Origin of the sequence: Pseudomonas sp. Leaf59 (assembly GCF_920984685.1) — a bacterium.
Lineage (GTDB): Bacteria > Pseudomonadota > Gammaproteobacteria > Pseudomonadales > Pseudomonadaceae > Aquipseudomonas.
In genome coordinates this window covers 42,151-55,248 of the sequence record NZ_CAKLBR010000021.1, presented here as the reverse complement: position 1 = coordinate 55,248, position 13,098 = coordinate 42,151, and the positions used below count along the sequence as shown (strand labels likewise).

The 13,098-nt window shown below is 62.1% G+C and carries 11 protein-coding genes; 7 read left to right on the top strand and 4 right to left on the bottom strand.

What is annotated here, in order from left to right; all coding sequences use genetic code 11:
• Window positions 1-61 precede the first annotated feature (61 nt).
• The 5 genes from LUB09_RS19880 (at window position 62) to yccS (ending at window position 7,569) form a co-directional block, all read left to right on the top strand.
• A complete protein-coding gene (locus LUB09_RS19880; RefSeq protein WP_231423500.1) occupies window positions 62-952 on the top strand; it encodes an alpha/beta fold hydrolase in 891 nt (296 codons plus the stop codon).
• 35 nt (window positions 953-987) lie between these two features.
• Window positions 988-2,415: a multidrug transporter subunit MdtD gene (mdtD, locus tag LUB09_RS19875; protein ID WP_209985764.1), complete on the top strand. Its 1,428-nt coding sequence runs from the start codon at window positions 988-990 to the stop codon at window positions 2,413-2,415.
• Window positions 2,416-2,545: 130 nt separating this feature from the next.
• Window positions 2,546-3,883, top strand: coding sequence for an ATP-dependent RNA helicase DbpA (gene dbpA, locus LUB09_RS19870; protein ID WP_231423516.1), 1,338 nt, complete (start codon window positions 2,546-2,548; stop codon window positions 3,881-3,883).
• 163 nt (window positions 3,884-4,046) lie between these two features.
• Entirely contained in the window at window positions 4,047-5,225 is a 1,179-nt protein-coding gene (locus LUB09_RS19865; RefSeq protein WP_231423499.1) for an NAD(P)/FAD-dependent oxidoreductase, read from the top strand.
• A gap of 160 nt (window positions 5,226-5,385) precedes the next feature.
• The gene (gene yccS, locus LUB09_RS19860) at window positions 5,386-7,569 is read left to right on the top strand and encodes a YccS family putative transporter (protein WP_231423498.1); all 2,184 of its coding nucleotides are present in this window, start codon (window positions 5,386-5,388) and stop codon (window positions 7,567-7,569) included.
• A 94-nt stretch (window positions 7,570-7,663) separates the two neighbouring features.
• On the opposite strand, the gene LUB09_RS19855 is transcribed toward yccS, so the two are convergent.
• The gene (locus LUB09_RS19855; protein WP_209985772.1) at window positions 7,664-8,401 is read right to left on the bottom strand and encodes a substrate-binding periplasmic protein; all 738 of its coding nucleotides are present in this window, start codon (window positions 8,399-8,401) and stop codon (window positions 7,664-7,666) included.
• A 200-nt stretch (window positions 8,402-8,601) separates the two neighbouring features.
• On the opposite strand from LUB09_RS19855, the gene LUB09_RS19850 reads away from it, so the two are divergent.
• Window positions 8,602-9,054, top strand: coding sequence for a GNAT family N-acetyltransferase (locus LUB09_RS19850; protein WP_231423497.1), 453 nt, complete (start codon window positions 8,602-8,604; stop codon window positions 9,052-9,054).
• Window positions 9,055-9,155: 101 nt separating this feature from the next.
• On the opposite strand, the gene LUB09_RS19845 is transcribed toward LUB09_RS19850, so the two are convergent.
• Genes LUB09_RS19845 through LUB09_RS19835 form a run of 3 tightly spaced genes read right to left on the bottom strand, consistent with a single transcriptional unit; the run spans window position 9,156 to window position 12,119 of the window.
• Window positions 9,156-9,452, bottom strand: coding sequence for a winged helix-turn-helix domain-containing protein (locus LUB09_RS19845; RefSeq protein ID WP_209985779.1), 297 nt, complete (start codon window positions 9,450-9,452; stop codon window positions 9,156-9,158).
• Between the two features lie 17 nt (window positions 9,453-9,469).
• Entirely contained in the window at window positions 9,470-9,970 is a 501-nt protein-coding gene (locus LUB09_RS19840) for a M48 metallopeptidase family protein (protein ID WP_209985783.1), read from the bottom strand.
• Between the two features lie 43 nt (window positions 9,971-10,013).
• Complete coding sequence (locus LUB09_RS19835) at window positions 10,014-12,119, bottom strand: putative bifunctional diguanylate cyclase/phosphodiesterase (RefSeq protein ID WP_209985787.1); 2,106 nt, start codon at window positions 12,117-12,119, stop codon at window positions 10,014-10,016.
• A gap of 308 nt (window positions 12,120-12,427) precedes the next feature.
• Between LUB09_RS19835 and LUB09_RS19830 the strand changes: the two genes are divergently transcribed.
• Window positions 12,428-13,093, top strand: a complete 666-nt coding sequence (locus tag LUB09_RS19830; protein ID WP_209985789.1) for a polysaccharide lyase family 7 protein — start codon at window positions 12,428-12,430, stop codon at window positions 13,091-13,093.
• Window positions 13,094-13,098: the final 5 nt, after the last annotated feature.

Sequence of the window (13,098 nt, the reverse complement as noted above, 5' to 3'; positions counted from 1 at the left end):
CCTGCTGAAAAGCTCGCTATAACGGTTAGTGGCAGACCGCCACCTCACAGGAAGTGCGACGATGAATCATGGAAGTTTCGTCATAGAGAAGCTGTTCAAGCATTACAACATTCACGTAGAGCAACTGGGCAACGACCCGCAACAGAAAACCGTGCTGATGGTCAATGGCGCGCTGTCCACCACGCGCTCCTTTGCGCGCACCAGCAAGTGCCTGGCCGAACATTTCAACGTGCTGCTGTTCGACCTGCCGTTCTCCGGTTACTCGCGCGAACACAACACCGACCTCGACCTGGTGACCAAAGACGACGAGGTGCACATCCTGCGTGCGCTGGTGGAGCGCTTTGCGGTCAACCATCTGGTGTCGGCGTCCTGGGGCGGTATCTCCACGCTGCTGACCCTGGCCCATAACCCGCCGTCCATCGAAAGCTCGGTGGTGATGGCCCTGGCACCCAACCTCAACCCCGTGATGCTCGACTACGTGGAACGCGTGCGCGTGCTGATCGAGGCCGATGACAAATCCGCCGTCGGCCATCTGCTCAACGAGACGGTCGGCCAGTACCTGTCGCCGCGCCTCAAGCGCAACAACCACCGCCACCTGTCGAACATGGCGACCACCGAGTACCGCCAGGCGCGTTTTCACATCCACCAGGTGCTGGCACTGGGCGATGGCAACTACCTGCCGGCGCTGCGCCAGATCGACACGCCGGTGCATTTTCTCAACGGCGCGCTGGACGCCTACACGCCGGCCGCCGACGCCCGTTTGTTCAAGCAATACGTGGGACGCAGCAGCTTTGCCGTGGCCGAACACACCGGCCACCTGCTCGATCTGGAATCGCGCGAGGCGGCAGCGGCAGTGCACCGGGCGCTGTTGGACTTTTTGGTCGGCAAACACGCGACGCTGTCGGAATTAGACGAACCGCCAATGGGAAAACACGCGGCGGATGGCGCATAATCGGCGATACATAGCCAGCTAACCAAAGGACTGCCATGCCGACCCGCGCTCCTCTCGATGCCAAGACCGCTCGCTGGCTGCCCTGGGTGGTGGCGATTGCCTTCTTCATGCAGTCGCTGGACGGGACGATTCTCAACACGGCCCTGCCGGCCATGGCCCAGGACCTCGCGGAAAACCCGCTGCGCATGCAAGGGGTGGTGATCGCCTATATGCTCACCGTCGCCTTGCTGATCCCCGCGTCGGGCTGGATCGCCGACCGCTTCGGCACCAAGAAAATCTTCTTCGGCGCAATCATGCTGTTCAGCATCGGCTCGCTGCTGTGCGCACTGTCCAGCAGCCTGAGCATGCTGGTGGGCGCGCGGGTCGTGCAGGGCCTGGGCGGCGCGCTGATGCTGCCGGTCGGTCGGCTGGTGGTGCTGCGCGCCTACCCGCGCTCCGAGCTGGTGCGGATCATGGGGTTCATCACGATTCCCGGCCTGCTCGGTCCACTGCTCGGCCCGACCATGGGCGGCTGGATGGTGCAATACATGACTTGGCACTGGATCTTTCTGATCAACCTGCCGGTGGGCATCATCGGCTGCTTCGCCGTGTGGAAATTCATCCCCGACCTGCGCGGCAGCGAGCGCACGCGATTTGACGGTATGGGCTTTGTGCTGTTTGGCGCGGCGATGGTGCTGATCACCATCGCCATGGAAGGCCTGGGCGAACTGCACCTGCCGCACCTGCGCGTGATGCTCCTGCTGTTCGGCGGGCTGGCGTGCCTGGCGGCGTACTGGCTGCGCGCCGGGCATATCGAAAATCCGCTGTTTTCGCCGGTGCTGTTCAAGACCCGCACCTTTGCCGTGGGCATCCTGGGCAACCTGTTCGCGCGCCTGGGCAGCGGCGCCCTGCCCTTTCTGGTGCCGCTGCTGTTGCAGGTGGCGCTGGGTTATTCACCGTCCCAGGCCGGCATGAGCATGCTGCCCCTGGCGGCGGCAGCGATGTTCGCCAAGTCCATCGCACGGCCGCTGATCGAGCGCCTGGGTTATCGCGCGGTGCTCACCGGCAACACCCTGGCGCTGGGCCTGATGCTGGCGAGCATGGGCCTGGTCAGCGAGCAGACGCCCTACCCGCTGCTGCTGGCCATGCTGGCGGTGCTGGGGGCGATCAACTCGTTTCAATTTACCGCGATGAATACCGTCACCCTGATCGACCTCGATGACGCCCAGGCCAGCAGCGGCAACAGTTTGCTGTCGGTGGTCGCGCAATTGTCCCTGAGCCTGGGCGTGGCCTGCGCCGGTGCGCTGCTCGGCGGGTTCACCGCCGACGCCGGCAACGATGGCGTGAACACGGTACTTGGCGCATTCCAGCTGACCTTCCTCACGGTGGGCATCATGGCGATGCTGGCGGCCGCGATCTTCCTGCAGTTGTCGCCAAGCGACGGCAAACGGGCGATCAACCGCGAACACGATCTCGAGCACTGACGGGCGTCTCGTCTAGAACTTGCGGGGAAAATTTCACAGGGCTGCTACACTGCGCGACATTTTGTTTTGCAGAGCCAGTCCCGTGACTACCATCGCCACCGCTTTTAATACTTTGCCCCTGTCCGCCGCCATGCTGGCTAACCTCGACTCGCTGGGTTACGTCGAGATGACGCAGATCCAGGCGCAAAGCTTGCCGGTGATCCTCAAGGGACTGGACCTGATTGCCCAGGCCAAGACCGGCAGCGGCAAGACCGCCGCCTTCGGCATCGGTCTGCTGAACCCGATCAACCCACGCTACTTCGGTTGCCAGGCGCTGGTGATGTGCCCCACCCGTGAGCTGGCCGACCAGGTCGCCAAGGAAATTCGTCGCCTGGCCCGCGCCGAAGACAACATCAAGGTGCTGACCCTGTGCGGCGGCGTGTCCCTCGGCCCGCAGATCGCCTCCCTCGAGCACGGCGCCCACGTCATCGTCGGCACCCCGGGGCGCATCCAGCAACACCTGCGCAAGGGTTCGCTGGTGCTCGACGGCCTGAACACGCTGATCCTCGACGAAGCCGACCGCATGCTCGACATGGGCTTCTACGACGCCATCGAAGACATCATCAGCAAGACCCCGCCACGCCGTCAGACCCTGCTGTTCTCGGCCACCTACCCGGTGAGCATCAAGCAACTGGCGTCCAAGTTCATGCGCGCGCCGCAACAGGTGAAAGCCGAAGCGTTCCACTCCGATGACCAGATCGAGCAGCGTTTCTACGAGATCTCGCCGGAAGAACGCATGGACGCCGTGACCCGGGTGCTGGCGCATTTCCGCCCGGCGTCGTGCGTGGCGTTCTGCTTTACCAAGCAGCAAGTGCAGGAAACCGTGGATCACCTGACCGCCAAGGGCATTTCCGCGGTCGGCCTGCACGGCGACCTGGAACAGCGCGACCGTGACCAGGTGCTGGCGATGTTCGCCAACCGCAGCACCTCGGTGCTGGTCGCCACCGACGTGGCCGCGCGCGGCCTGGACATCGACGCGCTGGACATGGTGATCAACGTCGAACTGGCCCGCGACTCGGAAATCCATATCCACCGCGTGGGCCGTACCGGCCGCGCCGGTGAGACCGGCATCGCCATCAGCCTGGTGGCGCCGTCCGAAGCGCACCGTGCCCAGGCCATCGAGCAACTGCAGAAGTCGCCGCTGAACTGGGACCAACTGGACAACCTCAAGCCGCAAAGCGGAGGTCCGTTGCTGCCGCAGATGAGCACCCTGTGCATCGCCGCAGGGCGCAAGGACAAAGTGCGTCCAGGCGACATCCTTGGCGCGTTGACCGGTGATGCGGGCATCCCGGGTGCCCAGGTCGGCAAGATCGCGATCTTTGATTTCCAGGCCTTCGTGGCCGTGGAACGCGGCATCGCCAAACAGGCGCTGCAGCGCTTGAACGACGGCAAGATCAAGGGCCGCTCGCTGCGCGTGCGTATCCTGTAAGACCCTCTCCCATCCAGGTGGAGACCCCCTGTGGGAGGGGGCTTGCCCCCGATAGCGGTGTATTCAGTTGCAGATGCTCTGACTGACACACTGCAATCGGGAGCAAGCCCCCTCCCACAGTGTTGATTGCATTTCAGATCAATATTTTTGTGAGGACATGGCTGTGCGCTCGACCGAAGTTGTGATCATTGGCGCCGGCGCCGCAGGCTTGATGTGCGCACTGACCGCCGCCGGGCGCGGGAGGCAGGTCATGTTGCTGGACCACGCGAACAAGGCCGGCAAAAAGATCCTGATGTCCGGCGGTGGCCGCTGCAACTTCACCAATATGTACACCGAGCCGGCCAACTTTCTCTCGCACAACGCGCACTTCTGCAAGTCCGCCCTGGCGCGCTACACCCAGTGGGATTTCATCGCGCTGGTGGCCAAACACGGTGTGCCGTACCACGAGAAGAAACTCGGCCAGCTGTTCTGCGACAACAAGTCCAGCGACATCCTCGGCATGCTGCTCGACGAATGCATCCAGACCGGTGTGAGCCTGCACCTGGACACCTCGATCGAAACCATCGCCAGGGTCGACAACGGCTATCGGTTGCAGACCACCCTGGGCGAGCTGCACTGCGAATCCCTGGTGATCGCCACGGGCGGCTTGTCGATCCCGACACTGGGCGCGACCGGTTTTGGTTACCAAGTGGCCAAGCAATTTGGCCACGAGCTGCTGCCAACCCGCGCCGGGCTGGTGCCGTTCACCATCACCGACCAGCTCAAGGACCTGTGCGGCGAGCTGTCCGGTACCTCAGTGGATTGCCTGGTCAGCTGCAACGGCCAGAGCTTTCGCGAGAACATCCTGTTCACTCACCGTGGCCTGAGTGGGCCGGCGATTTTACAGATTTCCTCGTACTGGGAATCCGGCGACACGGTGGAGATCAACCTGCTGCCCGACCACGACGCCCACACCTGGCTGCAAGCGCAACAGGCCGAGCGCCCCAACAGCGAGCTGAAAACCCTGCTGGGCGAAATTTTCACCAAGAAGATGGCCAACCTGCTGGCGGACACCTGGTTTGCGTCCAAGCCGATGAAGCAGTACACCCATGCCGAAATTGCCGACATCGCCAACAAGTTGGGCAACTGGCAATTGGTGCCGGCGGGGACCGAAGGCTATCGCACCGCCGAGGTGACGCTGGGCGGGGTGGATACGCGAGAAGTCTCGTCCAAGACCATGGAATCCCTGAAAAGCCCGGGCCTGTACTTTATTGGCGAAGTGCTGGACGTGACCGGGCATCTGGGCGGGTTCAACTTCCAGTGGGCCTGGGCGTCGGGTTATGCGGCGGCGCAGTACGCCTGAAGGATGTACTCGATCAAATGTGGGAGGGGGCTTGCTCCCTCCCACATTTGGTTTGTGGTGTGCCTGAGAGATATTTTGCCCTCTGATGTGATCACCGCCCTTGCCGTGGCGTCATTACTGGCTCAATTTAGCGACATCGCTCCGGAAGACGCCCGACTTCATGTCATCGACCTCGTTCAAGCACTCCCTGCGGCGCCTGTGGGCGCTGGATAAATTCAGCTACAGCATTCGGGTGTTCATCGCCCTCACCGGCAGCATGGCGCTGTGCTGGTATCAGAATGAAATGGCGCTGCTGATCCCGTTGTTCCTGGGGATCATCGCCAGCGCGCTGGCCGAGACCGACGACAGTTGGCAGGGCCGCCTCAACGCCCTGGCGGTGACGCTGGTGTGTTTCAGCATCGCCGCGCTGTCGGTGGAGTTGCTGTTCCCCTACCCCTGGTTTTTCGCCCTCTCGCTCGCCCTGGCGACGTTTTGCCTGACCATGCTCGGCGCGCTGGGCGAACGCTATGGCGCGATCGCTTCGGCCACGTTGATTCTGTCGGTGTACACCATGATCGGCGTGGACCAGCGCGGCGGCGCGGTCACCGACTTCTGGCACGAGCCGGCGCTGCTGGTGGCCGGCGCGGCCTGGTACGGCGTGCTGTCGGTGTTATGGCAGGCGCTGTTTTCCAATCAGCCGGTGCAGCAGAGCCTGGCGCGGTTGTTTCGTGAGTTGGGCCGCTATCTCAAACTCAAGTCGTCGCTGTTCGAACCGATCCGTCAGTTGGATGTGGAAGCTCGCCGCCTGGAACTGGCGCAGCAGAATGGCCGGGTGGTTGCCGCGTTGAACGCCGCGAAGGAAATCATCCTGCACCGCGTGGGCAATGGTCGACCGGGCTCGAAGGTCAGTCGTTATCTCAAGCTGTACTTTCTCGCCCAGGACATCCACGAACGCGCCAGTTCGTCCCACTACCCGTATAACGCGCTGGCCGAGGCGTTCTTCCACAGTGACGTGCTGTTCCGCTGCCAGCGCCTGTTGCGTCAGCAGGGCAAGGCCTGCCAGGCGCTCGGCGAGTCGATCCAACTGCGCCAGCCGTTCATCTATGACGACAGTTTCGCCGAGGCCCTCGGCGACCTGAACGCCTCGCTGGAACACCTGCGCCTGCAGAGCAATCCGGCCTGGCGCGGCCTGCTGCGTTCGCTGCGGGCCCTGGCGGCCAACCTGTCGACCCTCGACCGCCTGCTCGGCGACGCCAGCAACCCTGACGCCCTGGCCGACGCCACCGACAGCAACCTGCTGGACCGCGCGCCGCGCAACCTCAGGGAAATGTGGACACGCCTGCGCACCCAGCTCACGCCAACATCGCTGCTGTTTCGGCATGCGTTGCGCCTGTCCCTGGCGCTGACTATCGGCTACGCCACCCTGCATGCCATTCACGCGTCCCAGGGTTACTGGATCATCCTCACCACGCTGTTCGTTTGCCAACCCAACTACGGCGCGACGCGGCGCAAGCTCGGCCAGCGGATCATCGGCACGGCCATCGGCCTCACAGTGGCCTGGGCGCTGTTCGACCTGTTCCCCAGCCCTCTGGTGCAGTCGATGTTCGCCATCGCCGCCGGCCTGGTGTTCTTTATCAACCGTACCACCCGCTACACCCTGGCCACGGCGGCCATTACGCTGATGGTGCTGTTTTGTTTCAACCAGGTGGGCGATGGCTACGGGCTGTTTCTGCCAAGGCTGTTCGATACCTTGCTGGGCAGCCTGATCGCGGGCCTGGCGGTGTTCCTGTTCCTGCCGGACTGGCAGGGGCGGCGCCTGAACAAAGTGCTGGCCAACACCCTGACCTGCAACAGCATCTACCTGCGCCAGATCATGCAGCAATACGCCGCCGGCAAGAGCGACGACCTGGCCTACCGCCTGGCCCGACGCAACGCGCACAACGCCGACGCGGCGCTGTCCACCACGCTGGCCAACATGCTGATGGAGCCGGGGCACTTTCGTAAGGAAGCCGACGTGGGCTTCCGCTTTCTGGTGCTGTCGCACACCTTGCTCAGCTATTTGTCGGGGTTGGGCGCACACCGCGACACGCAACTGCCGCCGCAGATGCGCGAGCAGTTGATCGACGGTGCGGGCGACAGCCTCGCGGCGAGCATCGATGAAATCGCCAGCGGCCTGGCCAACAAACAACCGATTGCGATTCAAAGCGATGCAGAGGAAGCCCTGGCGGCGCAGCTTGAGCAGATGCCGGATGAAATCGATGAAGGGCAGCGACTGGTGCAGACGCAGTTGGCGTTGATTTGCCGGCAGTTGGGGCCGTTGCGCACGTTGGCGGCGCATTTGATCAAGGATACCCGCGCGGCTTGAATCGCTATCGGGAGCAAGCCCCCTCCCACAGTTTGATGTGTGAATACCTTTCAACTGTGGGAGAGGGCTTGCTCCCGATTGGTCCTCAAGAACATTACATCCCGTGCTGTTTCATCAACCGCGCATAACTGCCATCCGCCTTCATCCTGGCAATCTCGCGATCAAACCCGGCCACAATCTGCGCATGCTCGGGGTTCTTCAGGCTCACCAGGATATGCAGGCTGTTTTCACTCAATGGCTTGGGCAGAAACTCCACTGCATTGCGCACCCGCGCGGATTCACGCGCCAGGTAAAAGCGCGCCACGTATTCATCCTCCACCGTCAGCCGCACCCGCTCGGCCGCCAACATGCGCACGGCCATGGCGAAGTTGTGCACCGGAATTTTCTGCAACTGCGTGTCGGCATCGAACGCCGTCGAATACGCATAGCCGCGCACTACCGCGATGGGTGCCTCGTGCAGTTGCGCCAGGTTCTCGAACTCGATCGGGTCTTCGCGGCGCTTGATGAATCGCACGCGATTGAGCAGGTACTCGGCGGAAAACTGCCCCAACTGCGTGCGCGCCTCGTCATACCAGGCGTTGATCAGCACGTCATAACGCCCATCGCCCACGCCCTTGAGAGCACGGGCCCAGGGCACCTGCTCGAAGTCACTGGCGTAGCCGGCGCGGGCCAGAGCAGTCGTGACGATATCGGTGGCCAGGCCGCCATTGACCAGCGTGGCATCGGTAAACGGCGGCCACGCATCTGCAGTCAGGCGCAAGCGCTGCGCGTACAGGGGCTGGGCCAGCAACAACACTCCAAATAAAGCAACGGCACGAGAGAATCGCGGCATGCTCAAAATCCTTGGCAGGCAGGCTTTGGCCCTGGCGCAGGGCAATCCTGAGGCTGTAACAGTAGCTCAGATTACACAAACTGACCGGCGGCGCACCCAGACAATGATGGCAAATTGAGGTCATTCACAAAAATAGCTGATTTAGACACGAACGCTCGTCCCGCTTACTATCGGCGCCAGGCACTTATCGGACATCTATCATGACAGTGGATTGGCTCTGCAAGCATCACACCGACCTGGGCAAGGAGCAGCTGTACGCCATCCTGCGGCTGCGTTGCGAGGTGTTCGTCGTTGAGCAGCAGTGCGTTTATCAGGACATCGACGGGCAGGACCTGGACGGTGACACCCATCATCTGATGGCCTGGGAAGGCGATGAACTGGTGGCTTACCTGCGCCTGCTTGACCCAGCGCTGCAAGGCGGCGATGTGGTCATCGGCCGGGTGGTCGTGGCGCCCTCGGCGCGCGGTACGGGGTTGGGACACCAGATGATGGAGGAAACACTCAGGCAGATTGAGCCTATCTGGCCGGATACGCCGATTTATCTATCGGCCCAGGCGCATCTGCAGGGGTATTACGGGCGGTATGGGTTTGTGGCAGAGGGGGAGCAGTATCTGGAGGATGGGATTCCACATAGGGGTATGCGGCGTGCCTGAGGGCGCTATCGGGAGCAAGCCCCCCACATTTAAAGGTGTTCACACGTCAACATGTGGGAGGGGGCTTGCTCCCGATGGCGTCAGCCCAACCACCGCCAGCTTCAGGGATACCCCAACACCCGCTTGATCGACGCCAGATTTGCCTCGATCCACTGACGGTCTATCGCCCCCCAACTGCGCACCCGATAGCACCCCGCATGGTTGCGGGCGCCGTCTTCCTGCTCGAACTCACACACAATATCCAGATCCGCCAACGCCGCAATCGTGTCCTGGGCGGTGCGGCGCGGCATGCCCGTCAGTTCGGTCAACGCCGGCACGCTGCTGGCCTGCCCGCTGTCGATCAGGTAGGCCACATACAAGCGGCGGTAGAAACTGCTCTTGGTCTTGCTCACGTCCATGGTCGTTCGCCTTGTGCTTAAGTCTTGCCCTGCAAATCGCGCCAGGTGAGGTACACCCGCAGGTCGAATTCCACCTGATGGTAGCCCGGCATCATGTACTCGCAGAGTTTGTAGAACGCTTTGTTGTGGTCCGATTCCTTGAAGTGCGCCAGCTCGTGCACCACGATCATGCGCAGAAATTCGGGCGCCGCTTCCTTGAACAGCGCGGCGATGCGAATCTCTTTCTTGGATTTGAGGTTGCCTCCCTGCACCCGGGAAATCGTGGTGTGCAGGCCCAGGGCGCGGTGCGTGAGATCCAGGCGGTTGTCGAACAGCACCTTGTCGATGGCCGGCGCATTGCGCAGGTGCTCCTGCTTCAAGGCCAGGGCGTACGCATACAGCGCCTTGTCGCTCTGCACGGCGTGGCGCTCGGGGTAGCGTTGCTCGAGGTAGGCGCTCAATTGGTCCCTGGCGATCAATTGGCGAACGTGTTCCTGGAGGGCCGCTGGGTAGGCCTGGAGGTATTTCAGGGTGGTCATTGAGGTCTGCAACAGGCTTGGGATGGGCGCCAGTGTAGCGAATTCAACGTTGCCGAGCGCGTGCCCAGTCAACGACCTCATCGGCCATCAAGGGCTTTGATGCCCATGCGCCCTGAATGAACCGGCAGCCATTGGCCTTGAGCCAATCGGCCTGCGCCTGGGTATCCACGCCCTCGGCTACCACCAGCACGTCGAAATGCGTGCACAGCTCGATAATGCTGCGGGCCATCGCTGCATCCCGCGCCGAATCCGGCAGCCGGGCGACCAATTGCGGGTCCAGCTTGAGGGTGTCGAACGCCAGATCGCGCAGGTGGGCGAGTGAGCAGTTGCCCAAACCGAAGTCGTCCAGGGCAATCCGTACACCGATGCGGCGCAACAGCTTGAGCTGTTTGATGGATTCTTCGAGGTTGCTCATCAGGCTGTCTTCGCTGATTTCCACCTCCATCTGACGGCCCTGCAACCCATGTCGGTCAAGCACCTGCTGCAACTGGGTCGCCAGGTTGGGCATATTGAACTGACTTGCGCTCAGGCTCACGCTCAGCACCAGTTCACCGTCGAAACAGGTCTGCCAGGCCTGGCGTTGCGCGGCGACTTGCTGGTAAATCCAGGCGCTCAACTGGCTGATCAGCCGCGCTTCTTCCAGCAGCGGCAGAAACAGCCCCGGCGGTACGTCGCCGACGCTGGGATGCTGCCAGCGCAACAGCGCTTCGACGCCGCGCAAACGACCGGCGTCGAGGGACACCTGGGGCTGGTATACCAGGGTGAATTCCTTGTTGTGGATTGCCGTGCGAACGCTGTCTTCCAGCATCAGGCGCGAACGTGCGCGACCGTTCATTTCCTGGTCGTAATAGCGATATTGCTGACGTCCCGCGCGCTTGGCTTCGTACATGGCAATGTCGGCCGCGCGCAGCAGGCCGTTCAGGTCCGAGCCACAATCGGGAAACGTAGCAATGCCGATGCTGACCCCAAGCATCACATCCAAACCATCAACCTGATGACAAACAGACACTCGTTCGATCAGCTTCTCTGAGATCTTTGCCGCCTGTTCCGGGAACTCCAGCTCCAGCAACGCGGTGAACTCATCCCCACCCATGCGCCCGAGAAGGTCGCACGAGCCCAGGCATGCCTTGATCTGCTCGGACACCCAGCGCAGCACCCGGTCACCGGCATCATGGCCCAACGAATCGTTGACCCGCTTGAACCCGTCGAGGTCCAGGTAGAGCAGCACCAGCGACGCCTCACTGCGTTCGCCGCGCAGCAGAATGCTGTCCACCGCCTGTTGAAAACCACGACGGTTCAACAGCCCGGTCAACGGGTCGGTAACGGCCTGGAACTCCAGTTGCTGATGCAGGTGACGCACTTCGGACATGTCCAGCACCGTCACCACCATGGCCTTCTGCTCGGCGGGCAGGCGCGCGCAGGACAACGCCACCGGCACCTGCTGGCCTCGGCTGGTACGCAGGATCGCATCGTGCAGGCGCCAGGTTTCGCCGCTGCGGTAACCGGCGTACATCTGCGAATCGAACCAGGCCGGCACATGGGGTTTTTGCAGAAAGCGCAGAAACTCCTGGCCCTGCAGCTCATCGGTGGTGGCGTTGAGCAGACGCGAGATCGCCGGGTTGGCGTACTGAATCACGCCGTCCTCGCCGACCACCAGAATGCCCTCGGCGGCGTTGTCGAGCACCGAGGCGTTGAACGCGCGGGCCAGCTCCAGATCATGGCTCAAACGCTGCAAGGCCCGGCGGTTGCGCTGGTGGTCGAGCAACGCCTGGACTTTGGGCTTGAGGATAAGCGGATCGAAGGGCTTGAACAGGTAGTCGATGGCACCGCTGGCGTAGCCCTCCAGCACGGAGGCCGGCGACTGCGCGTTGGCACTCAGGAAGATGATCGGCGTCATGCAGGTGCGCTGGCTGCCGCGCATCAGGCGAGCGACTTCAAAGCCGTCCATGCCGGGCATCTTCACGTCCAGCAAGACCAGATCGACGTCGTGCTCCAGCAACAGTCCCAGCGCTTGCACACCGGAATCGGCGGTTATCACCTGCCAATCGTCATGCTGCAACAGCGCGCGCATGCTGATGAGGTTTTCCGGGTAATCATCGACCACCAGAAGAACCGAACTGCCATCGCGGTGGTGTGGAGCGCATTCCATGCTACGTCTCTTCCTTAGGAACTGACCCGGTCACTTCCGACAGAAAACCCGGACAAATACTGAGGCCTCACTCTAGCCTTGGAACCTGCAAATCAGAAGTGACGCAGGTGCCATCATTGCGCCAAAGCCGGGGAAGCCGACTAACGGTCGAGCGCTACACCCCACGGGGTACGGGAACATGGCTTTTTGGTATTCCTTTGACGCCAGAAATTTGCCACAAAATAATTAACAACCTGGTGAGTTCCGCCTATAAATAAACTCTGGAGCCCTCGGGCTAAAGCCTTCTCTTTCCTTAAAAGGCCAACACCATGATCGACCTTTCCACCTGGAACCTGAGCATTCCGGTAGGCTCGCCCCCCTCGACCATCGACACCCCCAAGCTGATGAACGGCTTCAAGGACCAGTACTTTCAGGCTGAAGGCAGCAACGTGCAATTCTGGACACCGGTAACCGGCACGCGCACCGACAATGCCATCTACCCCCGCAGCGAACTGCGCGAAACCTACGCCGACGGCCGCCTGCGCAACTGGAACTATCCCGATGCCGACAACTTCCTGCGCGCCACTCTGGAAGTGAACCAGGTGCCCTCCAGCGGCAAGGTCGTGATCGGCCAGATCCATGCCTACGACAGCCAGAAACCGCTGATCAAGCTGGAATACCAGTTCAAGGAAAAAACCCAGAGCGGCAACATTGTCGCCAAAGTGCGCATGCGCCCGGACGACGACGAAAGCCGCGTGATCACCGTCGCCACCAACGTGCCGCTGGACAAGAGCTTTACCTACGTGATCAACCTCAACAAGGCAGGGCTACTCAGCGTGGAGGCCGCCGACGGGCAATGGAACGAGCGTATCGGCGCGGCATGGGGCGCAAAGCCTTTGTACTTCAAGGCGGGGGTGTACGTGCAGGACAACAGCGGCGACAGCAAGGAAGGCGCGCGGGTGAAGTTTGCGAAGCTGGATATTGATCACGAGTGACGCCA